Origin of the sequence: Polynucleobacter meluiroseus (assembly GCF_900205755.1) — a bacterium.
Taxonomy (GTDB): Bacteria; Pseudomonadota; Gammaproteobacteria; order Burkholderiales; family Burkholderiaceae; genus Polynucleobacter; species Polynucleobacter meluiroseus.
On record NZ_OANS01000001.1, the window covers coordinates 215,822 to 239,743 of the forward strand.

General features: G+C 46.4%; 24 protein-coding genes. 14 read left to right on the plus strand and 10 right to left on the minus strand.

From position 1 onward, the window contains the following. The first annotated feature begins 4 nt into the window (after positions 1-4). From CP950_RS01165 to CP950_RS01185, 5 genes are all read left to right on the plus strand, one after another. A complete protein-coding gene (locus CP950_RS01165; protein WP_096672027.1) occupies positions 5-544 on the plus strand; it encodes a RecX family transcriptional regulator in 540 nt (179 codons plus the stop codon). Positions 545-710: 166 nt separating this feature from the next. Beyond that, complete coding sequence (gene sucC / locus CP950_RS01170; protein ID WP_096672028.1) at positions 711-1,880, plus strand: ADP-forming succinate--CoA ligase subunit beta; 1,170 nt, start codon at positions 711-713, stop codon at positions 1,878-1,880. Positions 1,881-1,895: 15 nt separating this feature from the next. Next, positions 1,896-2,789 carry a succinate--CoA ligase subunit alpha gene (sucD, locus tag CP950_RS01175; RefSeq protein WP_096672029.1) on the plus strand — a complete coding sequence of 298 codons (894 nt, stop codon included), beginning with the start codon at positions 1,896-1,898 and terminating at the stop codon, positions 2,787-2,789. 67 nt (positions 2,790-2,856) lie between these two features. Further along, positions 2,857-3,561, plus strand: a complete 705-nt coding sequence (locus CP950_RS01180; RefSeq protein ID WP_096672030.1) for a TerC family protein — start codon at positions 2,857-2,859, stop codon at positions 3,559-3,561. A 121-nt stretch (positions 3,562-3,682) separates the two neighbouring features. Next, positions 3,683-4,186, plus strand: a complete 504-nt coding sequence (locus CP950_RS01185) for a pilin (protein WP_096672031.1) — start codon at positions 3,683-3,685, stop codon at positions 4,184-4,186. Positions 4,187-4,265: 79 nt separating this feature from the next. Here CP950_RS01185 and moaC read toward each other — a convergent pair whose 3' ends face one another. After that, positions 4,266-4,742: a cyclic pyranopterin monophosphate synthase MoaC gene (gene moaC, locus CP950_RS01190; RefSeq protein WP_096672032.1), complete on the minus strand. Its 477-nt coding sequence runs from the start codon at positions 4,740-4,742 to the stop codon at positions 4,266-4,268. A 29-nt stretch (positions 4,743-4,771) separates the two neighbouring features. On the opposite strand from moaC, the gene CP950_RS01195 reads away from it, so the two are divergent. Beyond that, positions 4,772-6,484, plus strand: a complete 1,713-nt coding sequence (locus tag CP950_RS01195; protein ID WP_243391877.1) for a M48 family metalloprotease — start codon at positions 4,772-4,774, stop codon at positions 6,482-6,484. Here the strand turns inward: CP950_RS01195 and CP950_RS01200 are convergent. Genes CP950_RS01200 through CP950_RS01220 form a run of 5 tightly spaced genes read right to left on the minus strand, consistent with a single transcriptional unit; the run spans position 6,481 to position 9,798 of the window. Next, positions 6,481-7,095, minus strand: coding sequence for a DUF2946 family protein (locus CP950_RS01200; RefSeq protein WP_096672034.1), 615 nt, complete (start codon positions 7,093-7,095; stop codon positions 6,481-6,483). The two genes, CP950_RS01195 and CP950_RS01200, sit on opposite strands and share 4 nt — an antisense overlap. 24 nt (positions 7,096-7,119) lie before the next feature. Beyond that, entirely contained in the window at positions 7,120-7,554 is a 435-nt protein-coding gene (locus CP950_RS01205; protein WP_096672035.1) for a nuclear transport factor 2 family protein, read from the minus strand. A gap of 34 nt (positions 7,555-7,588) precedes the next feature. After that, on the minus strand, positions 7,589-8,626 hold the full coding sequence (waaF, locus tag CP950_RS01210) for a lipopolysaccharide heptosyltransferase II (protein ID WP_096672036.1): 1,038 nt from the start codon (positions 8,624-8,626) through the stop codon (positions 7,589-7,591). A gap of 45 nt (positions 8,627-8,671) precedes the next feature. Continuing rightward, positions 8,672-8,860, minus strand: a complete 189-nt coding sequence (locus CP950_RS01215) for a zinc-finger domain-containing protein (protein WP_096672037.1) — start codon at positions 8,858-8,860, stop codon at positions 8,672-8,674. Positions 8,861-8,874: 14 nt separating this feature from the next. Then, positions 8,875-9,798 carry a branched-chain amino acid transaminase gene (locus tag CP950_RS01220; protein ID WP_096672394.1) on the minus strand — a complete coding sequence of 308 codons (924 nt, stop codon included), beginning with the start codon at positions 9,796-9,798 and terminating at the stop codon, positions 8,875-8,877. Positions 9,799-9,985: 187 nt separating this feature from the next. Between CP950_RS01220 and CP950_RS01225 the strand changes: the two genes are divergently transcribed. The 6 genes from CP950_RS01225 to CP950_RS01250 all read left to right on the plus strand — a co-directional run bounded on the left by CP950_RS01225 (position 9,986) and on the right by CP950_RS01250 (position 16,092). Further along, complete coding sequence (locus CP950_RS01225; protein WP_096672038.1) at positions 9,986-11,197, plus strand: phosphoglycerate kinase; 1,212 nt, start codon at positions 9,986-9,988, stop codon at positions 11,195-11,197. Between the two features lie 68 nt (positions 11,198-11,265). Further along, the gene (fba, locus tag CP950_RS01230) at positions 11,266-12,330 is read left to right on the plus strand and encodes a class II fructose-bisphosphate aldolase (RefSeq protein ID WP_096672039.1); all 1,065 of its coding nucleotides are present in this window, start codon (positions 11,266-11,268) and stop codon (positions 12,328-12,330) included. 7 nt (positions 12,331-12,337) lie between these two features. Beyond that, positions 12,338-13,234 carry a phosphoribosylaminoimidazolesuccinocarboxamide synthase gene (locus CP950_RS01235; RefSeq protein WP_096672040.1) on the plus strand — a complete coding sequence of 299 codons (897 nt, stop codon included), beginning with the start codon at positions 12,338-12,340 and terminating at the stop codon, positions 13,232-13,234. An 89-nt stretch (positions 13,235-13,323) separates the two neighbouring features. After that, complete coding sequence (gene purE / locus CP950_RS01240; RefSeq protein WP_096672041.1) at positions 13,324-13,818, plus strand: 5-(carboxyamino)imidazole ribonucleotide mutase; 495 nt, start codon at positions 13,324-13,326, stop codon at positions 13,816-13,818. Between the two features lie 5 nt (positions 13,819-13,823). Beyond that, positions 13,824-15,008: a 5-(carboxyamino)imidazole ribonucleotide synthase gene (locus CP950_RS01245; RefSeq protein WP_096672395.1), complete on the plus strand. Its 1,185-nt coding sequence runs from the start codon at positions 13,824-13,826 to the stop codon at positions 15,006-15,008. Positions 15,009-15,012: 4 nt separating this feature from the next. Continuing rightward, positions 15,013-16,092: an L-threonylcarbamoyladenylate synthase gene (locus CP950_RS01250; RefSeq protein WP_096672042.1), complete on the plus strand. Its 1,080-nt coding sequence runs from the start codon at positions 15,013-15,015 to the stop codon at positions 16,090-16,092. On the opposite strand, the gene CP950_RS01255 is transcribed toward CP950_RS01250, so the two are convergent. The 4 genes from CP950_RS01255 to CP950_RS01270 all read right to left on the minus strand — a co-directional run bounded on the left by CP950_RS01255 (position 16,038) and on the right by CP950_RS01270 (position 21,523). Then, positions 16,038-17,543, minus strand: coding sequence for a D-alanyl-D-alanine carboxypeptidase/D-alanyl-D-alanine-endopeptidase (locus tag CP950_RS01255; RefSeq protein ID WP_243391878.1), 1,506 nt, complete (start codon positions 17,541-17,543; stop codon positions 16,038-16,040). The two genes, CP950_RS01250 and CP950_RS01255, sit on opposite strands and share 55 nt — an antisense overlap. 79 nt (positions 17,544-17,622) lie before the next feature. Next, positions 17,623-20,064, minus strand: a complete 2,442-nt coding sequence (locus CP950_RS01260) for a response regulator (protein WP_096672044.1) — start codon at positions 20,062-20,064, stop codon at positions 17,623-17,625. 8 nt (positions 20,065-20,072) lie between these two features. Then, the gene (locus CP950_RS01265; RefSeq protein WP_096672045.1) at positions 20,073-20,696 is read right to left on the minus strand and encodes a response regulator transcription factor; all 624 of its coding nucleotides are present in this window, start codon (positions 20,694-20,696) and stop codon (positions 20,073-20,075) included. Continuing rightward, positions 20,693-21,523: an EAL domain-containing protein gene (locus CP950_RS01270; RefSeq protein WP_096672046.1), complete on the minus strand. Its 831-nt coding sequence runs from the start codon at positions 21,521-21,523 to the stop codon at positions 20,693-20,695. The genes CP950_RS01265 and CP950_RS01270 overlap by 4 nt, the downstream gene beginning before the upstream one ends. 316 nt (positions 21,524-21,839) lie before the next feature. Here CP950_RS01270 and CP950_RS01275 point away from each other — a divergent pair, with 316 nt between their 5' ends. Further along, entirely contained in the window at positions 21,840-22,130 is a 291-nt protein-coding gene (locus CP950_RS01275) for a co-chaperone GroES (protein ID WP_096672047.1), read from the plus strand. Positions 22,131-22,156: 26 nt separating this feature from the next. After that, positions 22,157-23,809 carry a chaperonin GroEL gene (gene groL / locus CP950_RS01280; protein WP_096672048.1) on the plus strand — a complete coding sequence of 551 codons (1,653 nt, stop codon included), beginning with the start codon at positions 22,157-22,159 and terminating at the stop codon, positions 23,807-23,809. Positions 23,810-23,922: the final 113 nt, after the last annotated feature.

The following is a 23,922-nucleotide window of genomic DNA, read 5'->3' on the forward strand; positions in this document are numbered from 1 at the left end:
TACGATGTCTGAAGCTGGCAGCAATAGCAAACAAGGCCCGAGTCTAAAAGCTCGGGCTTTGCGGCTTTTATCCCTGCGAGAATATAGCCGCAAGGGATTGGGTGCAAAACTAGAGGAAGCGGTCGCTCGATCAGCCCAGTTGAACAAAAAAAGAAATGTAGGCGCGCTAGACCAAACCCCTATATCTAGCGAACAAATAGCCGCAGTGTTGGATGACTTTGAGGCGCGCGGTTGGTTGTCTGATGAGCGCTTCGCTGAATCCTTAGTGCGCCGTAGAAGCGAGCGTTTTGGCGCGCGAAAAATACAGGATGAGCTGCAGCGAGCAGGGATAGATTCTTCAAAAACTCAAGAGCTTGTTCAAACCCTCCGTGACACTGAATTACAAAGGGCATATGAACTGTGGCTGAGAAAGTTCGGGCAGCTTGCGCAAGAGCAAAAAGAGCGTGCTCGTCAATATCGTTTTTTAGTCTCCAAGGGCTTCAGCTCAGAGATTGTTTCTAAAGTCGTAGCTGGACGCTTAGGGCAATTGCGGAGTGAGGAGTAACAAATGTCGCGATGCACCATGCTAGACTTCGAGAGTCGATTAAACCTTTGACGTTAATTCTCCTAATGACAGCGTTTTTAGCTAGTTTTTAGGTGGATATACGGCTGAGGCAAGATCAGTCACTCAGCCTCATTGCCTGCTAAAAAACATTGTTTCTGGAGTAATTATGAAAATTCACGAGTACCAAGCCAAAGAACTTCTTCGCCAATTTAATGTGCCTGTCCCCAACGGCATCCCGGCATTTAGCATCGATGAGGCCATGCAGGCCGCTGAAAAATTAGGTGGCCCAGTCTGGGTTGTAAAAGCACAAATTCATGCAGGTGGGCGCGGCAAGGGTGGCGGCGTCAAATTGGCCAGAAGTATGGATGAAGTGAAAAAATACGCTTCAGAGATATTGGGAATGCAGCTCAAAACCCATCAAACTGGGCCAGAGGGTCAAAAAGTGAATCGCCTCTTAATTGAAGATGGCGCAGACATTAAAAAAGAGTACTACTTTAGTATCGTTACCGATCGTGGGACACAAAAAAACGTCATCATGGCTTCCAGCGAAGGTGGCATGGACATCGAGGAAGTGGCTCATGCCACTCCCGAAAAAATTATTAAAGTCTTTATAGATTCTGTAGTGGGTTTAACCGACGCGGATTGCGATATTGTTGCTAAGGGTATCGGTGTTCCAGAGGCTTCCATACCGATGGCGCGAGAGGTATTTAAAAGTCTTTACAAAACCTATTGGGATACAGATGCTTCATTGGTAGAAATTAATCCCTTGATTTTGGAAGGTAACGGCAAGATTAAGGCGCTCGATGCCAAGTTCAATTTTGATCCAAATGCACTCTTTAGGCATCCTGAAATTGTGGCTTATCGTGATATCGACGAAGAAGACGCTGCGGAAATTGAAGCATCAAAATTTGATCTTGCTTACATTTCATTGGATGGCAATATTGGTTGCTTGGTCAATGGTGCTGGTTTGGCAATGGCAACAATGGACACGATTAAATTATTCGGCGGTGAACCAGCAAACTTCTTAGATGTTGGTGGTGGCGCGACCGCGGAAAAAGTAACAGAAGCTTTCAAGATCATGCTTAAGAACAAGAGCGTTAAAGCGATCTTGGTAAACATCTTTGGCGGCATTATGCGTTGTGATGTGATTGCTGATGGGGTAGTGACAGCCTGTAAGGCGGTTAATTTGACAGTGCCTTTGGTTGTGCGTATGAAGGGGACCAACGAGGATCTGGGTAAGAAGATCCTTGCAGATTCTGGTTTACCAATTATCAGCGCTGACTCCATGGCCGAAGCAGCTACCAAGGTAGTAGCAGCCGTAGCCAAAAATCAATAATCAAGGAACCCAAACATGTCTATTTTGATTGATAAAAACACCAAAGTTATTACACAAGGTATTACCGGCAAGACGGGTCAGTTCCACACTGAAAAGTGCCAGGAATATGCAAATGGAAAAAATTGTTTCGTCGCAGGCGTAAATCCTAAAAAAGCGGGCGAATCTATATTCAATATCCCGATTTTTGGTACGGTGAAAGAGGCTGCACAGCAAACCGGCGCAACCACCTCAGTGATTTACGTACCACCTCCTGGAGCGGCAGCAGCAATTTGGGAGGCAGTCGAAGCGGATCTCGATTTTGTAATTTGTATTACAGAGGGCATTCCCGTGCGTGATATGTTGGAATTGCGTAATAAGATGAATGCAAAAGAAGCGGCAGGTGGAAAAAAGACCTTGTTGTTAGGGCCAAATTGCCCAGGCATCATCACGCCTGATGAAATTAAGATCGGCATTATGCCGGGCCACATTCACCATAAAGGGCGTATCGGTGTAGTGAGTCGTTCCGGTACGTTAACTTATGAGGCAGTTGGGCAATTAACTTCAATTGGTTTAGGTCAATCTACCGCAGTTGGGATTGGCGGAGATCCGATCAATGGCCTGAAGCACATCGACATCATGAAATTATTTAATGATGATCCAGAAACTGATGCTGTCATCATGATCGGTGAAATTGGTGGTCCTGATGAGGCGGAAGCAGCGCTGTGGTGTAAAGAGAATATGAAAAAGCCAGTGGTCGGTTTTATTGCCGGAGTTACAGCTCCTCCAGGAAAACGCATGGGTCACGCTGGTGCGTTGATCTCTGGAGGCGCAGATACGGCAGATGCCAAACTTGCAGTGATGGAAGAGTGCGGCTTTAAGGTCACCAGAAACCCATCTGAAATGGCTAGCTTATTAAAGGCCATGCTGTAATTTAAGGTTGTTGATCGCTAGCATGTTTCTCTGATGTGAGAGGCATAAAAAAGGGTTGGGAGACGGTATGGATTTTTCTGTGTATTCAGGGGCGCCTTTTTGGGCTGCCCTCTTGTCTATTATTGTGGCGAACATTTTATTGTCAGGTGACAACGCAGTAGTGATCGCTTTAGCCTCCCGCAACCTGCCGCCTCATCAGCAAAAGAAAGCTATTTTTTGGGGTAGTGCTGCTGCGATTATTTTGCGTGTGGCGCTTACCGTGACTGCCGTTCAGTTACTGACCCTGCCTTATTTAAAGATTGTTGGCGCTATTTTGTTGCTTTACATTGGGGTGCAGTTGCTGGCTGATAGCGGTGGAGAAGAGGAGATGCACGGCCACTCCAATATTTGGGGCGCTATACGGACAATCTTAGTAGCGGATTTAGTGATGAGCTTGGACAATGTAATCGCTGTAGCCGCAGCTGCTCAAAAAGGCCCAGAAGAAGCGCGCTTAGCTTTGCTCATCATTGGCCTGGGGCTTTCCATTCCTCTGATCATTTTTGGTAGCACCATGCTCTTAAAGGTAATGGATCGTTTCCCAGCCATCATTACTTTGGGTGCGGGCCTATTGGGCTTATTAGCTGGGGGGATGTTGGTAGAAGATCCTGCAATCAAGGAGTCTATTCATGCTGTTATGGAAGATGCCCATATGCTTTTTGAGGGGACTGGCGTTGCGATTGTGATTTTGTTGGGAACGTATTTAAAGAAAAAGAACGCTAGCAAAGCGGCATAAGTTCTTACAGAAAAATCAGTCAAAGCCAGCCTTAAAAGCTGGCTTTTTTTACATGCAGATTTCTTGAAAAGACGAGGTATAGACTGGATGATGGGGAATTTCACCTCAGGAGCTAGAAGACATGCAAAGACAAGTTCAAGATACAGAACAGGATGCCGGTTTTACTTTAATTGAAGTCATGGTGGTGGTAGCCATCATTGGTATTTTGGTGGCAGTAGCCGTTCCTCAATACCAAGACTATATAGCGCGAAGTCGCATTGTTGAGGGTATGAATTTAGCTTCCAGTGCAAAGCTAGCTGTGACAGAGGCCTTTGCCAGTCGAGGGACTGTCGCTATGGATGACGCAACACAAGGCTCATTTACTTTTGTACCAACACGTAGCGTGAAGTTGATTGAGGTCACACCCTCGGGAATGATTGCAATCGACTTTCAAAATAATGTGGCACCGTCAGGCAAAAATTCACTGCATTTAGTGCCTACGAATGAGCCGGATGCCAATATTCCTAAGCTGATTGATTTATCAAAGCCGGAGGGTGCAACATGGGCTGGCGGATGGTCATGCCGTTCGCCTGAGACCAACCTCTTACCTCAATTACTGCCATCTGAATGTAGGATGGTCAAGTAAGAAAAAAGCAATTGTAAATAGGTAACATTAGTACGCAGTAGAACCTGAGTTTTGAGCCACCGTAGCGTGGCTCATTTACTTACTGCGATACCCAATCACCAGATTTACCCCCACTCTTCTCCAAGAGTTTGATCTCTCCCATTACCATCCCCCGGTCGACCGCTTTGCACATGTCATAGATTGTGAGGAGAGCGACTTGGACTGCGGTCAGGGCCTCCATTTCAACGCCAGTGGGACCAGTAGTTTCTGCCTTTACTTGGCAGCGGATTTTGCTTTGAGATTGATTGGATTCAAACTCTAGGCTGACGTGAGTCAAGGCAAGGGGATGACACAGAGGGATCAGTTCGGCTGTTTTCTTGGAAGCCTGAATACCGGCAATTCTGGCAATTCCAAGGACATCGCCCTTTTTGAGGCCACCTGCGGCAATCATGTCGAACGTTGCGGGAAGCATCGATATGCTGCCCGAGGCAATGGCAATTCGAAGGGAATGGGGCTTGTCGCCGACATTAACCATGTGAGCCTGACCGTTGTCATCAAAATGAGTTAGTTTGTTCATGGGATAAGTTTTACCATAGAGGGATGCAAGTGCAAAAGATAACTACTAATCCCACTTTATTTCAGCGAATTTTGGCTATTCAAGTCGCCTTGGCATTGGGTCTTTCTGGCGCGGGCTCCGCATACGCTGCAGGCAATACGAACTTAGCGCTACCTGGGGATGTTTCGGTTCAAGGGGATTCCGCGGCTTTACAAAATTTGGGTAGAGCGGTGCAGTCTCCCGATGCTAGATCCTCAAATCTGCCAGCGCGTCCTCAAAATTTAAGTCAGCCTAATTATGTACTGCCTGATATGGGTGATCCAGGCGGAGGAAGTCTAAGCCGTTTAGATGAGCGTAAGTATGGCGAGCAAATCATGCGAGAGATTCGCCCAGATCCCGACTATTCCAATGATTTACCCCTCTACGACTTCCTCAATCAAATGGAGCGGCGTTTATTACAAGCTGCCAAAAAGCAGCAACTAGGGGGCGCTAACGAGCAAGGTAGCGGTGCTTACAACTTTGAAATATTTGCCGTAAAAGACACCAGTATTAATGCCTTTGCCTTACCGGGAGGGTTTATTGGCTTTCATACAGGGCTGATTACGAGTGCTGAATCTGATTCAGAAGTAGCTTCAGTCATGGGCCATGAAACGGGTCACGTCCTACAAAGGCACTTGGCTCGCCAAATGGATCAACAAACAACGAATACGATGATTGCATTAGCCGGTTTCGTTTTGGGGGCTTTAGCAGCCTCACGCAACCCAAGCGCCGCTGCGGGTTTAATGCAGGGCGGTCAGGCAGTAGCGGTGAATAACCAATTGTCTTATTCCAGAGATGCCGAGCGCGAAGCGGATCGAATTGGATTTCAGATATTGTCAGCAAGTGGTTACGATGTAAATGGCGCGCCTGGCTTTTTTCAACGCTTGCAAAAAGCGACGGGGATCATGGATAACGGCGTGCCAGCGTATGTGCGCACCCATCCCTTAACAACGGATCGAATTGCGGATATGCAAGATCGGGTCCGTAATATACCTCCAAGAACAGTACCTACCGCAGTCGAGTTTTATTTTATAAAAGCACGTGCACGCATGGAGCAATCGGGCACTACGAGTGGTATGTATGATCTAAAAAATGTCTTTGATGGACTTAGCAAACAAGCTGCTGCTGGTAAGCAGATGGAAGGCTTTTATGGCCTCGCACTGATAGCCCAAAAGCAGGGGCATATTGATCAAGCTGAATCCTACTTGCAACAAGCTCGGAACTTGGCTAATGCCACCAGTGCGCCAGGCTCGCCGATTGTGAGGCAAAGCCTGTCTTTAGAGGTTGCGGCATCGGAGCTTGCTTTGGCCAAGGGTAAGAATGAAGAGGCCCTTAGAATCGCTCAAAATGCTTTACAGGCCTATCCTCAATCTTATGCGGCGGGTGTTGCGATGATCAAGGCTGAACTCAAACTGGGACGTACAAACGACGCTACTACATGGCTAAAAGCACGCACCCGTTCTCAGCCCAATGAAATTTTATGGTGGGGATTACTATCGCAAGCTTACGATCAGGCGAAAAATGTTCCTATGCGCCACTATGCTTTGGGTGAAAAATATGCGCTTGAAGGATCGTGGCCTTCAGCGATTGAGCAATTGAAAATTGCTAGAGAAGCAGGCGGCGCTGATTTTTATCAGTCCTCCATGATTGATGCACGCTTGAGGGAGCTCCAAAAACAGTATCGTGACGAGCTTAAAGATCAGGGCAAAAAAGTTCCTAATTAATGGTCGGGGCTTTTTACGAAGTGAAAGCGTTCACTTAATTCTTTAGAAAGAATGGGATCTAGCGGGAGCCTTTGGCCGTTCCAGTTCCAAGAACCTTCAAAGCTACAAGCGGATTCGCGAAGTTCAGCTAATTCACTAAATTGGTCTAAATCATGATCTAGTAATAGGCACACACTCAGATGATTTCTTTCAATAAAGACACCCTCATGTAACTTTTCAGAAAACAAGCATGGTACGTGTCCGATGATGTAAATATTACCTCGCTCATCGCTAAGCGCACCCTGAGGGTTAATAGAAGTGTGGCATTGCGTCAGAAGCTCCAATCCAGTTTCGGTTGGCGAGAATCTGGCGATCCAGGGTGCCACTTCTAGGAAGATAAAAACCCGCTGTGGACCATTTTGAAAAAAATATCTGCCCTCACTATCGCATCCGTAGTTGCGGGCAATATAGTCATTCAATGCGGTATGTGCAATCACCGTGCCAGGAAGTTGATGGGCTTGGGCATATTCATCTCGCATGCGCCATTGGCCGCGTCGATCTAAAGCAAGCCAGCCAAAACAATCCGGTACATCCGGCCACTTGATGATCGAACGAAGGACCATCTCATCCATTAAGTAAGAATCCTTAAGGAGCGCTTAGTGAAGACCGTGGGGTGTAGAGGGCGCATCAAAGGTGTCGTCCGTTGAATGACTGGCATGTAAGTGAGCCAGACGCCAGCCTTGACTATCTTGCAATAAGACTAAGGTGATGTTGAGAAAAAATTCAGCCTCGATTTGATCTGCTCTGAGATGGACTGCCTCAGTGCTGTCATAAATTGCTGCACCCAACACAGAATGATTGATACACGCAATCGGCTCAAGGAAAAGTGCTTGTTTGGCAAGCAAGCGCTCAAGGCCGGCGCGGATTTCTTCATGGCCACTGAGGCGTTGTCCCTCGGGCAGTACACAGGTAATCGAATCATCATCTAGCCAAATCGCTAGGGCACCCTTAACATCCTGATTCTTTAAGCACTCTCGCAGGGCATCCACGACTTCATCGGCATTATGAAAGAGTCTGGCAAGTTTTAGCATGGCTTATTTTCTGATGGTAATTGGATCGAGTCAATTAGTGCAGGGATTCGACAGACAAGAGAACATTCTCAGGGAGGATGTGATTCAAGCAGTTTAAATGCCCAAGAGGGCATTCTCTCTGATGGCAGGGGCTACAAGGTAATTGAAGCCAGATCACTTTCGCCTTTGCTGATAAAGGTGGGGTGTGATGTGGATCACTAGAGCCAAAGATGGCTACTTGTGGCACTTGAAGGGCGGCCCCAATATGCATGAGTCCGGAGTCATTGCTGACTAAGGCCTTACTGAGGCTAATTAAGGCGATGGCCTCATCAAGCGTGGTTTCTCCACACCAGTTATGGATATGGGGGTTGTACTGCGCTTGAGTTTCAATGCTTTTAGCCAAGCTATGATCCGCCTTACTACCCAGCAGAATTACGTGAGTAGCTGGATTTTTAGAAATAAGATCTTGAGCAAGCTTTGCAAAATGCCCCGTGGGCCAACGCTTGCTGGGGCCATATTCAGCCCCCGGGCAAAGAATATAAATCGCCTCAGGTGCAATTCCTTCATCCTGTAACTTTTTAAGGACCTTGGTATTGGCGTTTACTGGAACTTGTAATTCGGGAGTGACTGTTTCAAAGTGAGGCGCTTGATCTGCAGTTTCTAGAGCTGATGCAAGCGCAAGATAGTGCTCCACCATGGGCGGTCGATTTATTTTGCTCGGATTATTCAGGGCAAGGTTGATCAAGCCAAAGCGCATTTCACCGCGGTAAGCAATCCGAAAGGGAATGTTTGCTAGCCAAGGAATGAGGGCAGATTTGAGGCTATTGGGAAGCACGAAGCATGCTTCGTATTGGCTTACTTCAATCTGTTTCGCTAATTTCTTTCTCAGATTCCATTGAAGTTGCCGATGTTGCAAGTCAGCCTCAAGCACCTCATGGACTTCATGGCAGGCACGATAGATGGGAGCCACCCATTTGCTTGCCAGCACATCGATCTGGGCAGCAGGGTAATTCTTATGGAGCTGCGCCAATAGCGGTTGGGACATGACGGCGTCTCCAATCCAGTTCGGGGCAATAATCAGAATACGGCGCATGTCATGTATCCCGACACAGCAGCCCTTGCGGGCTAGCTGCTTGGTCTAGTGCCCGTGGGGCTTTGTACCAGGAATGAGTTTGTATTCGGTGCCGCAATAAGGGCATTTTGCTTCACCGGTATCAGCAATATCCAAAAAAACCCGAGGATGGGAATTCCAGCTAGGGGTTTTGTTCGTTGGGCAGTGCAAGGGGAGATCCTTGCCATCAATCATTATTACTTGAGCGTCACTCATCTTCTTAATCCTTATTACTTAACGTAAGTAAGCCACGATTGGTATTTATCACTTCTACCGTAAACCGCATCGAAATAGATCGCTTGAATTTTCTCGGTAATCGGTCCGCGTTTGCCATCGCCAATGGTGCGATCGTCTAACTCGCGAATCGGGGTGACTTCAGCCGCCGTTCCCGTAAAGAAGGCTTCATCAGCTGAATAAACCTCATCACGTGTAATACGTTTTTCGCGTAACTCTAGGCCGAGATCTTTTACGATTTGGATAATCGAGTTTCGAGTGATGCCATCTAAGCAGGAGGCTAAATCAGGGGTGTAGACAATGCCATCATTCACGATGAAAATATTTTCACCAGAACCTTCTGATACATAACCTTCAGTATCTAATAACAGGGCTTCATCGTAGCCATTAGCGGTCACTTCTTGGTTAGCCAAAATAGAATTAATGTAGTAACCAGAGGCTTTGGCACGCACTAAAGAAGAGTTTACGAAATGGCGCGTGAATGAGGACGTCTTTACGCGGATGCCCTTATTAAGACCATCTTCACCCAAATACGCACCCCATTCCCAGGCAGCGATGGCAGTGTGAATGCTATTACCCTTGGGTGAAATACCTAATTTCTGGGAGCCGATGAAGATAATAGGCCGGATATAACAGGATTCAAGCTGATTGCTCGTCACCACGTCAATAATCCCCTTGATAATCTCTTCCTTGCTATAAGGCATATTCATCTGGAAAATCTTAGTTCCATTGAAGAGGCGCTTGACATGCTCTGGCAGTCGGAAAATGGCGGTTCCTTGTGGGGTTTTATAGGCACGAATGCCTTCAAAAACGCCCATTCCATAGTGCAGGCTATGCGTAAGCACATGAAAGGTGGCCTCGCGCCAGGGAATCAATTTCCCATCGGACCAAATAAAGCCATCACGGTCGGACATCGACATTTTTTTACCTTTTAAAGTCTTAATAATCGGATTAATCGGATTGCAGAGCCAACGGGACTTCAATCTAGAGCTCTAAATGCGTTCAATCCCTCATTGTAGAGCAGGCTGAGGGAGTAGTTTGGGGCTCATTCATCTAGACGATTTAGAATCAAGCCTTCACCTTAAAACATCTTATTTATCTGCCAACATGCTGGAATCCCCAATTAAAGTCAAACGCTTAAGTGAATTAGCCGAATCGGGCTTTTTAAAGGGAAAGCGTGTCTTGATTCGCTCCGATCTCAACGTTCCTCAGGACGATGTAGGGAATATTACTGAAGAAACACGGATTCGCGCCTCCATTCCTGCAATCCAGATGTGTTTGGACGCTGGTGCTGCAGTGATGGTGACCTCCCACTTGGGTCGTCCAATCGAGGGTGAATTTAAGCCCGAAGACAGTTTGGCACCCGTTGCTGATCGCATTGCTACCCTGCTCCATCGCAAGGTTCCGCTCCTGAGCGACTGGGTTGAGGGCGGATTTGAGCTTCATCCAGGCGATTTAGTCTTATTGGAAAACTGCCGCCTAAATGTCGGTGAGAAAAAGAATAGTGAGGCCTTATCTCGCAAGATTGCAGCCTTATGTGATGTCTATGTGAATGATGCATTTGGTACTGCGCACCGCGCCGAAGCCACTACCTACGGCGTTGCGAAGTTTGCTCCAGTTGCCTGTGCCGGTCCATTAATGGCAGCAGAATTGGATGCCTTGAGTCGTGCCCTGGAAAATCCAAAGCGACCTTTAATCGCCATTGTTGCAGGCTCAAAAGTATCCTCAAAGTTGACCATCTTAAAAGCCTTGGCGGATAAAGTGGACGAGCTTATCGTTGGCGGCGGTATTGCCAATACGTTTATGCTGGCCAAGGGATTGCCGATTGGTAAATCATTGGCCGAGCCAGATTTAGTGGCTGAAGCTCGGGAAATTATGGAGATCATGGAAAAGCGGGGCGCGCATGTTCCCATTCCTGAGGATGTGGTCGTGGCCAATGAGCTCTCACCTTTAGCCAGAGCTAATCGAGTGCCTGCAGATCAAGTGGCGGTAGATGACATGATTTTGGATATTGGCCCTAAGACTGCCGCTCGACTCTCCCTGATGCTTGCCCATGCCGGCACTATTGTGTGGAATGGACCGCTTGGCGTATTCGAAATTGACCAATTTGGCGGCGGGACAAAAATGTTGGCTGCGGCGATTGCACACTCTCCGGCTTTTTCTATTGCTGGTGGAGGCGATACATTAGCGGCGATCGCAAAGTACGGCATACAAGATCAAGTGGATTACATTTCTACAGGTGGCGGCGCATTTTTAGAGTTCTTGGAAGGCAAAACTTTGCCTGCTCTTGCCGTGCTTGAAGAGAGAGCGAAAGACTGAAATTCGATTGAGAATGTTTGCAATTGATTACCCTTAACTATTTATAAACTTAGAAATAAGAGAACATCATGGCTTTAGTATCTTTAAGACAACTCCTGGATCATGCCGCCGAAAATGGCTATGGCTTGCCTGCTTTCAACGTGAATAATTTGGAGCAGGTCACCGCCATCATGGAGGCTGCCCAAGAAGTGGGCTCCCCCGTCATCATGCAAGCATCGGCTGGAGCACGCAAATATGCTGGTGAGGCATTTTTACGCCACTTAATTTCCGCCGCGGTAGAGGCTTACCCCGAGATTCCTGTAGTCATGCACCAAGATCACGGTCAGAGCCCCGCTGTTTGTATGGCCGCTATTAAAAGTGGCTTTACCAGTGTGATGATGGACGGCTCACTTGAAGCAGATGGAAAATCGGTTGCCAGCTACGAATACAACGTGGCTGTTTCTAAAGAGGTTGTTAAGTTCTCTCATTCGATTGGGGTCACTGTTGAGGCGGAGCTGGGCGTGCTCGGTTCCTTAGAGACAATGCAGGGCGATAAAGAGGACGGTCATGGTGCAGATGGTCAGATGACCCGCGAACAGTTATTGACGGATGTTGAGCAGGCCGCTGACTTTGTTAAAGAAACCCAATGTGACGCCTTAGCAATTGCTATTGGAACGAGCCATGGCGCGTACAAGTTCACCAAGAAGCCTACCGGTGACATCTTAGCAATCGAGCGTATTAAAGAAATTCATACTCGGATACCCAATACCCATTTAGTGATGCATGGCTCATCTAGCGTTCCCCAAGACTTGCTTGCGGAGATTCGGGAATTTGGCGGGGATATGAAAGAAACCTACGGGGTTCCAGTTGAAGAGATTCAGGAGGGCATTAAACACGGTGTCCGTAAGATCAATATTGATACTGATATTCGCTTGGCAATGACGGGCGCTATTCGCCGCTATTTATTTGAGAATCCCGGCAAGTTTGATCCCCGTGATTATTTAAAACCAGCGCGTGAAGCGGCTAAGAAGGTATGTATTGCGCGCTTCATTGCTTTTGGTTCCGCTGGTCAGGCTGCAAAGATTAAGCCAATACCATTAGAAAAAATGGCCGCCCTGTATCAAAGCGGTGCGCTTGCCCAGATTGTGAAGTGATTTAACTATGCCCGCTTTATTTAATACCTCGATCCATTCACTGCCGTTGCTTTCAAAAGGAAAGGTGCGGGATGTCTATGCCCTAGGGGATGATAAGTTGCTCATGATTACGACGGATCGCCTCTCAGCATTCGATGTGGTGATGGGTCAGCCGATTCCTGAAAAAGGCATCGTACTGAACCAAATGGCCAATTTTTGGTTTAATAAATTAGCCGGCGTTGTTCCTAATCACTTGACTGGTATTGATCCTAGTACAGTAGTTGCAGCGGATGAAATTAGTCAGGTGCAAGGTCGCGCGGTAGTTGCAAAACGTCTGAAACCGATCATGGTTGAAGCGGTCGTGCGTGGTTACTTGGCTGGTAGTGGCTGGAAAGATTACAAAGACACTGGCAAGGTCTGTGGCATTAGTTTGCCCGAGGGCCTAGAAAATGCTCAAAAGCTACCCGAACCAATCTTTACGCCTGCTGCCAAAGCAGCGGTTGGTGAGCACGATGAGAATATTAGTTTTGAGAAAGTAATTGAACTTATCGGCGAGACACTCGCAAAGCAAATTCGTGAAGTGAGCATCCAGCTCTATTTACAGGCATCCGAATATGCGGCAACCCGTGGAATTATCATTGCTGATACCAAGTTTGAATTTGGTTTAGATGAGTCTGGCCAATTAGTCTTAATGGATGAAATTCTGACTGCAGACTCCTCCCGTTTTTGGCCAGCTGAAACCTATTATGTAGGAGCCAATCCTCCATCCTATGACAAGCAATTTGTTCGAGACTGGCTAGAGAGCGCGGTAGTGGATGGGAAACTTTGGCCTAAAACTGCACCAGCGCCTGCCTTGCCTGCTGAAGTGATTAACCAAACCGCGGAAAAATACCGCGAGGCATTAGAGCGTCTCACGCGGGATTAGCTTCGGTTTTATTGAGGCATTTTTATCTGGCACCACAAAGGCTGGGATAATATGTTCTTATTCAGTAAATCTAGGTTTTGGAGAGGCGGATGGCCAAAAAGGCAATAGTCGGAATAGTGATGGGTTCTAGTTCAGACTGGGACACCATGCAGCATGCGGCTCAAATGCTTGAGCAATTTGGCGTTGCTCACGAAGCCAAGGTGCTCTCAGCTCATCGTATGCCCGATGATATGTTCCGCTACGCAGAAAATGCGCAAAGCAATGGCTTGCAAGCCATTATTGCGGGTGCCGGTGGTGCAGCCCATTTGCCAGGAATGCTTGCCGCTAAAACGATTGTCCCCATCTATGGGGTTCCTGTTGCCAGCAAATATTTGCGGGGTGAGGATTCCCTTTATTCGATAGTGCAAATGCCTAAAGGCATTCCGGTAGCCACTTTTGCCATTGGTGAAGCGGGTGCCGCCAACGCTGCCTTGCATGTGATCGCTGGATTGGCCTTACACGATGCTGACTTGGCAAAGAAGTTGGAAGTATTTCGCGCCACTCAGTCTGAGAGCGCCCGCTCTATGAACTTGCCAGGATATTGATTCAGATGATAAAAGCTGTTGAACCCATATTTCCGGGTTCGTATTTAGGTATTTTAGGCGGTGGTCAGCTGGGCCGAATGTTCACGCAAGCCGCCCAAGCCATGGGTTACAAAGTATGTGTTTTAGATCCTGACTCAGAAAGCCCGGCTGGATCGATTGCGGAAAAATTTATTCACGCGCAATACACTAATGTCGATGCTTTAAAAGAAATGGCAGTGCTTTGCGCCGCAGTAAGTACGGAGTTCGAGAATGTTCCTGCAGGGGCTCTCGATGAGCTCGAGTCCCTTGGGGTATTTGTTGCGCCGAGAAGCGCTTGCGTTTCTTTGGCTCAAAACCGTATCGCCGAAAAGAACTTTTTGGCAAGCTGGAAAGCTGAAACCAATATCGGCCCTGTCCCATATTGCGTTGTTGAGCGTGTTGCCGATCTAGAGCACATTCCAGCCGACTTATTTCCCGGAATCTTAAAAACAGCTCGCCTTGGCTATGATGGCAAAGGGCAAGTAACGGTGGATGATTTATCTGAGTTATCTACGGCATGGCATGAGTTTGGTCAGGTCCCTTGCGTGCTCGAAAAGAAAATGGATTTAGATTTTGAGGTATCCGCATTAGTGGTTCGCGGTTACGATGATGCTGTGGTGGCTTACCCTGTAGCCCAAAATATTCACCGCAATGGAATTTTGCACACCTCCACCGTACCAGCCCCCTCACTTAAATCACAGCAAGAGAAAAAAATCATCGATGCGGCTAAAGCGCTGATACGTAAAATTGATTACGTCGGAGTGCTGTGCGTCGAGTTTTTTGTGTTGAAAAATGGTGACATCGTCGCCAACGAAATTGCGCCTCGCCCCCATAACTCTGGTCACTACACAATGGACGCTTGTGTGAGCAGTCAGTTTGAGCAGCAAGTTCGGGCTATGGCCCGTTTGCCTTTAGGTGATACACGCTTATTGGCCCCTGTATCCATGCTCAATCTCTTGGGTGATATTTGGTTTGAGGGAAGTGAAGATAAAGCGCGAGTGCCAGCATGGAATCAGGTACTTGCTCATCCAGATGCAAAATTGCACTTATACGGTAAGTCTGCGCCTCGAATGGGTCGCAAGATGGGGCATATAAATTGCCTGGGAGAATCTCTTCATGGCGCGCGTCACACTTGCGCTGCCGTGGCAGCTGAGCTCGGGATCGAGCCATAAATAGATGTCCACCATTAGTTCAGTTGTCATTGACGAAGCAGTACAAACCTTACGCAATGGGGGTTTGGTAGCATTTCCTACGGAAACTGTCTACGGTTTAGGTGCCGATGCCAAGAATCCAGCGGCGATTAAAAAGATTTTCACGACTAAAGGTCGCCCCTCTTCCCATCCAGTAATAGTGCATCTTGCGGCCCCAGAAAAATTTGATATTGCTACGGTAGATTGGGCTGCATTAGTCAGTCCATGGGTACAGAATTTATCTGCTGAAGCTTTACGTTTGATTGAGGCCTTTTGGCCTGGACCATTGACCCTGGTCTTTAAAAAACATGAGAGTGTTTTGAAAGAAATTACTGGAGGACAAGATACCGTTGCGATTCGTGCCCCGGCACATCCAGTCGCACAGGCTTTATTGCGTAAATTTAAAGGCGGCGTGGTGGCTCCTTCCGCCAATCGTTTCGGTAAAGTTTCTCCAACCAGCGCGGCAGATGTTCGCGGTGAGTTTGAAGGGGTACTTGATTTAATGGTTTTAGATGGCGGTGACTGTCAAGTTGGTATTGAATCTACTATTGTTGATGTCTCTTCAGGTGACCGTACAGTTCTGCTGCGCCCCGGAATAATTACCCCGCATGAGATCTTTGCAAAAACAGGCGTTCAAGTTTGTCTGCCAAGCGAGATTAATCAAAGCGCTGAGCCTGCGGCTCTGCCTAGGGTATCTGGAAGTTTACGAGCTCACTATGCTCCAGCCACTCCATTGCGCCTTTATGCTCCAGGACGAGTGCTAGACGCCTTAAGTGAGTTTCCCGATATTAAATCCCGGGTTGCGGTGGCCGTTTGGGATTCCGAATCTTCTCTGGTGCTAGATGATCACCCCTCAATTGACGTTGAAGAAGTGGTTGTTTCAAGCGATAGTGCGGACTTCGCGAGCAAGCTGTATCGCACGCTAAGGGACTTAGATCAACAGACCTGGGATCTCATTTTATTTCCTGAGCCGCCCTCCGGCGAAGAGTGGGACGGCGTGCGTGATCGACTTCAGCGTGCCTGTTTTGGTTCCGGGCCATCTTCTAGAAGCCAAGCAAGCAGCTGATCATGCGCTTCTAAACCACGCCAAGCGTTGGGGTGGTTTATAAACGAAGTAACGGCATACATCCTGCCCGATTTGCTGATGACGTAACCAGAGATTGCTCTCACATCGGCTAAAGAGCCGGTTTTAATTCGGACTTCAGGTTTCTTTTTTAGATGAAAAAACTTTCTGAGCTGAGTTAATAGTCTATTTTTCATTGTGCCGTCAGTACCTGCAATAGGCAGGCTGTTGTAGAAAGTATCTCCAATTGGGAGGTTTCTGGCAGTAAGTAAAAGAGCATTCATTTGCTGAGCGGTAATAGTTTCATTACGTGAAAGGCCTGATCCGTTTTCGATCACTAGCCCCGGAAAATCTAAACCCATTTTTTTAAGCCAATCCTGTATTACGAGCCCGCTTTTTTCTATGCTCGCGGGCTTACCCATTTTTTCTAATGCCAAGGTTAAGAAAAGTTGCCGAGCCATGACGTTATTTGAGTATTTATTAATATCAACAACATCATCTGCCAATCTGCTTCCCTCAAACTGCAGTAAAGGCCTAGCTGAAATAGGGACTATCTCATCCTTACCTGCGGGGGGATGAACCCATACACCACCGGCCAATTCCCAAGCAGCAGCAAATCCTTGAGTCAGAAAAGTATTCGCATTCAGGGCAACAACATTAAAGTATGCATCTTTGCAGCCGCTTGGAAAGACTCCAGAAAAGGAGGCATTCAACTGTTGGGTAGAGGCAATATTCAAATCTTCTGGATCTAAAGCAAAGCCGATGCCACTTTTCCAGTTGTCGCAGGTTTTATTAACGAGTCTGAGCTGATTGGTTACCTTGAGTTGTGACAGCGCCGGTGTGTAGCTAAGATCAATGAAATCAGCCGTACGCGATTTTTCTATATGAAAAGAAAGTGTCCTAAAGGCATAGAGCAGTGGATCGGGGGAGACGTTATACGATCGAGTGGATTCTCCGTCAATCGTAGTTTGAAGCATGACCTCGGGAGAGTAAGCGCTGCGATCAAAAAATAAGTCCCCATCGATTTTCTGAATTCCTAAGTTTTGCAAGGCATTCATCATCTTTGCCAATTCTTCAGGCACTAACTTAGGATCCCCTGTGCCTTGAAGATAAATGTTGCCTTTGAGAATTCCCTGTCGAATGGTGCCATCGGTAAAAAGATTGGTGCGCCAACGATATTGCGGACCCAAAACATCTAAGCTTGTCAGGGTAGTCAATATTTTCATGGTGGAAGCAGGGTTCATGGGGGCATTAGCCCGCCAATTTACGAGCGACTTACCGCTACTTTTATCTTTGGCCTCTGACTTAATTTCAACCACAGAGATACTGACTGAATCTTGTGGAATTTGATTTTTATCCAAGCTGATTGCAATCGCTGTTGGAATTTTTTGGATGGGACTTTCTTGAGCTCCAAGGTTCGCTGCTTGGGCGGCGCTCACAATAGTTAGGCTCAATAAAAGAAGTAATTGGCAGATTTTGGAGAGCATTGCCGTAGGATAAACTGACTTCGACTAGGCGGCCTATTTTTTCATTCTAAAGATTTTGATAGTTGCGCTGATAGCTTAATAGTTTAAGATTTTCAGACTTGAGTAGCGCAATCAATTTCTGAACGCGAGGCTTCAAATCCCCCTCTTGCTCTAGTTCTTGGCATGCTAAGACAAAGCCTTTCGCATTGAGAAGTTGAGCGCCACCCTTGACCCGATGTACGAGGCTTTTAAATAGAGGTTCATCTACTATTACTTGATCGTTGGGGGGATCAATTTCAAGTAAAACCTCGTTATGGACGTGCAGTATTTCATCAAGGATAAGCACTATTTGCTTTGGATTATTTTGAACTAAATTAGAAAATGCATCAAATGAATATTGATCAGTCACCTCCTCTAGTATTTGCTCTTCGATTGAAAAGTACCGTATGAGTTCGTTTTCAAGGGCATACAAACTCAGGGGCTTGATCAGTACACCATTCATACCCGCAGCTAAAAATTGATGACGTGAGTCTAGTGCGTAAATATCTGCTGTCACACCAATAATAATCATTTCTGAATAGCCGAGTGAGCGTATGGTTTTAGCTAATTCAGAGCCTTGCATGCCGGGCATCGAGTGATCAGTTAACAGTAAATCGTAGTGATTTTCTTTTATTAATTGGAGGGCATTTTGGCCATCCTCGCAAACACTAGTCTGAATCCCCAAAGCTTCGAGTTGCAAGGAGAGTATTTGACGGCTGGCGGGGTGATCCTCAACCACTAAAGCCCGAATAGCGATAACACTTGACACTCCTTTTTTACTTATGAATTTCTTGGTTTGTGGATTGACGGAGTTCTGCATGGAGGTGTAAGTTGGAGCAATACTAGTTCTTGGAAAAGCTACAGAAAAATAAACATTGCTTCCAAATCCAGATTCACTCTCAAAATAGAGGCGACTATTCATGGAATCTACTAAGTGATTGGTGATAGTCAAACCTAGCCCCGTCCCTTTTTGATCTTCATGGGATGGTAATTCTGCAGTGGATGGAACTTGTTCAAATGCTTGCAGCGCTAATTGAATTTGTTCAGTACCCATGCCAATGCCAGTATCTATGACCCTAAACTCAATTAACTGGCCGGCATGATCATCAGCTAATACAGTCACTGCAAAATAGACCTGACCCTCGTGCGTAAATTTAATGGCATTGCTAAGGAGGTTTTGCAGTACCTGACGTAGACGCAGAGAGTCCATCATTAATACTTCTGCAATTCGAGGGTCAACTGTAGTGTGTAAGGTTAACTTCCGCTTATGAGCTACGGCTGTAAATGCGGATTGAATTTCCTCAATGAGTCGACTGAGATTGCAGGGCTCGAAATTGAGAGTCAGCTTTCCAGCCTCTATCTTTGATAAATCCAAGACTTGATTGAGCATTCCGAGGAGTGACTCTGCCGAGGCATGGGCGCTCTTGAGAAGAGGTTTCTCTTCTAGAGGGAACTGCTTGCTATTGAGCAGCAACTCTTGAACACCGAGGATGGCGTTCATTGGGGTGCGGATCTCATGGCTCATAGTCGCTAAAAAAGCCGATTTAGCTGCATTGGCTTTTTCTGCTTGCTCTTTAGATGCAGCAAGTTCATTCGCAATCTGTTTTTGCTGCGAATATTTTCTTTGCAGGTAGTAGGCAATCCCACTGCCTATGATTAATAAAATAATAGAAGTTATCCAAGACGGGGTGATGAGATCTGATTTTTGGGAGACCTGATCTAATTGATCCTGATTCCAGTCAAATAATCGACGAGAGTCTATGGGGTCTAAACTATTTAAAAACTTCTCAAGCACTTGATGAAGGGCAGCATGCTCTGCAGAAATAAGCCAACGATAGGCAAATGGTTCTCGACCATATAAACCATCTAAGCGAAGGCTTGGTTCTTCTGATTTATGAATGAGGTGACGGGCTAGCCTCAGTGGCATTACTAAAGCGTCGATGTCTTCAATGACAAGCGCTTTCAGTGCCGACTCAAAGTCGCTAAAGGTATTTTCTGGACGCATAGTTGAAGGGGAGCCTTCTTGGCCGCGATCAAAGTAGGCAATTCTTAAGGTATCTATAGGACCTCGCTGACGCGAACTAAGCACTGCATCTTGACCCCAAAAAATAGGTATAGAGAGCGTTCCCATTGAGGCAAGTTGCGCCGTCATTGCAGGTGGGTCAATCATGAAATCGACTTCACCATTAGCCAGCTGACTGAAACCCTCAAGATCTGAAGCGCGCCATTTCGGAATAAAACGCAGCCCAGTCATCCCTTCTAATTCCGTCAGCAATTGATGAAATACACCACCTCCCTTAAGGTGGTTGGTGGAATCTAAATAAGGAGCATATTTTTGGTGAACACTAAAATGCAGTATAGGGTTTGCATCGATCCATTGCAATTCTGCTTGAGTAAAAGAGTGAGAGCGAGCACCTCCTCCTACTAAAAGACTGGCGATTATGAAGCTGCCCGCAATAAACCGATGCATAGCTTGAATTAGCTTTCTATGATGTTGTTCATGCGGCAGAACAAAATGAGGTCTGCAATATTGTTAATCCCTAACTTATCAAATACCCGCGTCTTGTAAGTAGCGACAGTTTTGTTGCTGATATGCAGTAATTCAGAAATCTGTTGATTGCTGTTGCCCTTGCCAAGGTATTTCATAACCTGAAGTTCTCGATCAGATATCAGGGCTAATTTGTCGTTATCACTCAACGAGGTATTGCCGTTTCTGCCGTGTGTGAAAAAGTTATATCCCTGAGAGATGGCAACGCAGGCTGCCAAAATAATATCCGCCCCTGCAGTTTTATTAACAAAGCCATGAGCACCTAAAGATCGCACTCGTCCCCCGTATACAGCCTCGTCTAAGCTTGAAAGCACTAATATCCTAATATCGGGATGCATTAGTCCTATGCGTCGAATCACATCAAAGCCATCGGTCTTGGGCATGTCTAGATCCAAAATCATCATATTTGGATTGACCTCCTTAATAGATCGAAGGCATTCCTCACCATGTTGGGCTTGACCTACTATCTCAAACAAGAGTTGATCTTGCAGCATACTTTTTAATGCCATCAGCATGGCGGGATGATCATCTACCAACATCACACGTTTTCTCATTTTTTGTCTCCATTTTGGTTTTTATGAGGGTGCAGCGAAAAAATGGCTTTAGCGATGCGACTATCGCTAATGTGTAATATTTGGTGCCGGCTCACTGGGGGCATCATTAGCCCGCCGTAACAGTGGTCGACTTTTAGGCTGGTAGCGTTTTCTAAATCTTTTACTAAAGTAATGTTGCTGGCATAAATTGCTATTTGCAGGCTCCGGACTTGAGTAATCAGTTGGATTGGCAATTCCTGATGCCTGAGCAGGCTGATATTGATATGGATTGCTTCGGGTTGAATTGCGTTGAGCCACTCAATTTCTTGCTGAGTGCCTGAAAATTGCAGCAAATGAATTAAGACGCCGAGTCGTCTTAAACGCAAAATACCTTCTTCGCAGGCATCTTCCATTTCTGGACTGGGTAATTTCTGTATCCCTAAATTAACCAGCCCGACGGGTAAGCGGCTATTCAGAATCAAATCACTTAAAGCATCAATGCAATCGCTAGATACAAGCGCATGGCTTGGCATCGGTAAGATTCCAGGAACTGAGCGCCCGCTACGATACCAATAAGAAATCATATCTAGTCCCTCCATGAATAAACGTAAAAGCTGCGAATCAGTCGGGTTCAGTAATGGCCTAAATAAAGAGCCTGTAAGCTTAGTTCCCGAGGAGTTAAAAATGGGCTCGTTGCTAGTTGCTTGCCGAGTAGACCAAGATTGATATTCGTCAATAGCTTGCTTGTTTAAGCCAAGCCAGGGTTCACCACAGGTATCACGTACCTCTTGGAAGGGTTTGTTCTTCCAAGCTTTTACAAGCGTGTACAGCCGGGATTTCGGGCTCATCAGCATTCTCCAATCAATGACTGTCCAGTCTAGGCAGGACGGATTGGAGGGGTAATGGCTGAAGCCTGATTTATCTGTAGGAATCTACCTACTCAGCTGTAATTAAGTATAAATACACGGTAAATCCATAAAAATATTATGGAGATCTTCACTTGAAATCCCGTAAATTAGCCCTATATAATTAGCACTCAATACATGCGAGTGCTAAAGAGGGATATGTGTATATAAACCTCCAAGGTAAGCGTGTTAAGATTTCTTAACATATTGATTTATATAGATATTTATTTAGTTAACATTCACTAACTCAGGAGAACGAATGAATCTGCGTCCCTTACATGATCGCGTCATTATTAAGCGTTTAGATCAAGAATCAACCACTGCCTCTGGAATCATCATCCCCGATGCTGCCGCTGAAAAACCCGATCAAGGTGAAGTTTTAGCAGTTGGTCCCGGTAAACGTGACGATAGCGGAAAACTCAATGCACCAGACGTCAAAGTTGGCGATCGCGTGTTGTTTGGCAAATATGCTGGTCAAACAGTCAAAGTAGACGGCGATGAACTTCTTGTAATGCGTGAAGAAGACATCATGGCTGTCGTTCAAAAATAATTCGGTATTAAGAGAGGAATTTAATCATGGCTGCAAAAGACGTTGTATTTGGAGATAGCGCTCGTACCAAAATGGTCGAGGGTGTCAATATTCTGGCAAACGCAGTAAAAACCACTTTGGGACCAAAAGGTCGCAATGTGGTAATGGAGCGCTCCTTCGGTGGACCAACCATTACTAAGGATGGTGTTTCTGTAGCAAAAGAAATCGAACTAAAAGATAAGCTCCAGAACATGGGCGCGCAGATGGTAAAGGAAGTTGCTTCCAAAACCGCCGATATCGCTGGTGACGGCACTACTACAGCTACTGTATTGGCTCAATCGATTGTGCGCGAAGGCATGAAGTATGTTGTTTCAGGGCATAACCCAATGGATCTGAAGCGCGGTATTGATAAAGCAGTTACCGCTGCGCTTGAAGAGTTAAAGAAAATTAGCAAGCCTTGTACAACTACTAAAGAAATCGCTCAAGTAGGTTCTATTTCTGCCAACAGCGACCATAGTATTGGTCAGCGCATTGCTGAAGCAATGGAAAAAGTAGGTAAAGAAGGTGTGATTACGGTTGAAGACGGCAAGTCCTTAGAGGACGAGCTCGAAGTGGTAGAGGGTATGCAGTTTGACCGCGGCTATCTTTCTCCTTACTTCATCAATCAACCTGAGAAACAAGTGGCCGTATTAGAGTCACCATATGTTCTCTTGTTCGATAAGAAGGTCAGCAATATTCGTGATTTGCTCCCAGTACTCGAGCAGGTAGCGAAATCAGGCCGTCCATTGTTAATCATTGCAGAAGATGTTGAAGGCGAAGCCCTAGCAACTTTGGTTGTGAACAACATTCGCGGAATTATCAAAACTTGTGCAGTAAAAGCACCTGGTTTTGGTGACCGTCGCAAGGCAATGTTAGAAGACATCGCTATTTTGACTGGTGGCACTGTCATCGCTGAAGAAATTGGCCTGACACTCGAGAAAACAACGCTTGAGCATTTAGGTCAAGCAAAGCGGATCGAAGTAGGCAAAGAGAACACCATCATTATTGATGGCGCTGGTGATGCTAAAGCGATTGAAGCACGTGTGAAAAACATTCGTGTACAAATTGAAGAAGCGACTAGTGACTACGATAAAGAAAAATTGCAAGAGCGCGTTGCCAAGTTGGCAGGTGGTGTTGCAGTGATTCGTGTTGGCGCAGCTACCGAAGTCGAAATGAAAGAGAAAAAAGCGCGTGTGGATGATGCATTGCATGCCACTCGTGCCGCAGTTGAAGAAGGTATTGTTCCTGGCGGTGGCGTAGCTTTGATTCGTGCCATGCAAGGTATCAAGGGCTTGAAAGGCGATAACGCTGATCAAGACGCAGGTATCAGCATTGTTTTGCGTGCCATGGAAGAGCCATTGCGGATCATCGTATCCAACGCCGGCGATGAGGCTAGCGTAGTCGTTAACGCTGTATTGGCTAGCACAGGCAATAACGGCTATAACGCTGCAACTGGTGAGTACGGCGATCTTGTAGCTCAGGGAGTCATTGACCCAACTAAAGTAACAAAAACTGCGTTAGTTAATGCAGCTTCTGTAGCGGCCTTATTGCTCACTACCGATTGTGCTATCTGTGAAGCACCTAAGGATGAGTCAGCTGGCGGCGGTATGCCAGATATGGGCGGCATGGGCGGAATGGGTGGTATGGGCGGCATGATGTAATTGCTGCACATTCCCAGCTAATAAGCTTTAGAAATAAGAACGCCTGGTTCAAAAGACCGGGCGTTTTTTATTTGAAATCCGATCCAAAAGAAACCAGCATAAAAATCGTTTAG

Excerpts from the sequence above, each read along its gene's own strand:
- CP950_RS01165 (WP_096672027.1), top strand. The coding sequence starts at position 5 with ATGTCTGAAGCTGGCAGCAATAGCAAACAAGGCCCGAGTCTAAAAGCT.
- sucC (WP_096672028.1), top strand. The coding sequence starts at position 711 with ATGAAAATTCACGAGTACCAAGCCAAAGAACTTCTTCGCCAATTTAAT.
- sucD (WP_096672029.1), top strand. The coding sequence starts at position 1,896 with ATGTCTATTTTGATTGATAAAAACACCAAAGTTATTACACAAGGTATT.
- CP950_RS01180 (WP_096672030.1), top strand. The coding sequence starts at position 2,857 with ATGGATTTTTCTGTGTATTCAGGGGCGCCTTTTTGGGCTGCCCTCTTG.
- CP950_RS01185 (WP_096672031.1), top strand. The coding sequence starts at position 3,683 with ATGCAAAGACAAGTTCAAGATACAGAACAGGATGCCGGTTTTACTTTA.
- moaC (WP_096672032.1), bottom strand. The coding sequence starts at position 4,742 with ATGAACAAACTAACTCATTTTGATGACAACGGTCAGGCTCACATGGTT.
- CP950_RS01200 (WP_096672034.1), bottom strand. The coding sequence starts at position 7,095 with ATGGATGAGATGGTCCTTCGTTCGATCATCAAGTGGCCGGATGTACCG.
- CP950_RS01205 (WP_096672035.1), bottom strand. The coding sequence starts at position 7,554 with ATGCTAAAACTTGCCAGACTCTTTCATAATGCCGATGAAGTCGTGGAT.
- waaF (WP_096672036.1), bottom strand. The coding sequence starts at position 8,626 with ATGCGCCGTATTCTGATTATTGCCCCGAACTGGATTGGAGACGCCGTC.
- CP950_RS01215 (WP_096672037.1), bottom strand. The coding sequence starts at position 8,860 with ATGAGTGACGCTCAAGTAATAATGATTGATGGCAAGGATCTCCCCTTG.
- CP950_RS01220 (WP_096672394.1), bottom strand. The coding sequence starts at position 9,798 with ATGTCGATGTCCGACCGTGATGGCTTTATTTGGTCCGATGGGAAATTG.
- CP950_RS01225 (WP_096672038.1), top strand. The coding sequence starts at position 9,986 with ATGCTGGAATCCCCAATTAAAGTCAAACGCTTAAGTGAATTAGCCGAA.
- fba (WP_096672039.1), top strand. The coding sequence starts at position 11,266 with ATGGCTTTAGTATCTTTAAGACAACTCCTGGATCATGCCGCCGAAAAT.
- CP950_RS01235 (WP_096672040.1), top strand. The coding sequence starts at position 12,338 with ATGCCCGCTTTATTTAATACCTCGATCCATTCACTGCCGTTGCTTTCA.
- purE (WP_096672041.1), top strand. The coding sequence starts at position 13,324 with ATGGCCAAAAAGGCAATAGTCGGAATAGTGATGGGTTCTAGTTCAGAC.
- CP950_RS01245 (WP_096672395.1), top strand. The coding sequence starts at position 13,824 with ATGATAAAAGCTGTTGAACCCATATTTCCGGGTTCGTATTTAGGTATT.
- CP950_RS01250 (WP_096672042.1), top strand. The coding sequence starts at position 15,013 with ATGTCCACCATTAGTTCAGTTGTCATTGACGAAGCAGTACAAACCTTA.
- CP950_RS01260 (WP_096672044.1), bottom strand. The coding sequence starts at position 20,064 with ATGCATCGGTTTATTGCGGGCAGCTTCATAATCGCCAGTCTTTTAGTA.
- CP950_RS01265 (WP_096672045.1), bottom strand. The coding sequence starts at position 20,696 with ATGAGAAAACGTGTGATGTTGGTAGATGATCATCCCGCCATGCTGATG.
- CP950_RS01270 (WP_096672046.1), bottom strand. The coding sequence starts at position 21,523 with ATGAGCCCGAAATCCCGGCTGTACACGCTTGTAAAAGCTTGGAAGAAC.
- CP950_RS01275 (WP_096672047.1), top strand. The coding sequence starts at position 21,840 with ATGAATCTGCGTCCCTTACATGATCGCGTCATTATTAAGCGTTTAGAT.
- groL (WP_096672048.1), top strand. The coding sequence starts at position 22,157 with ATGGCTGCAAAAGACGTTGTATTTGGAGATAGCGCTCGTACCAAAATG.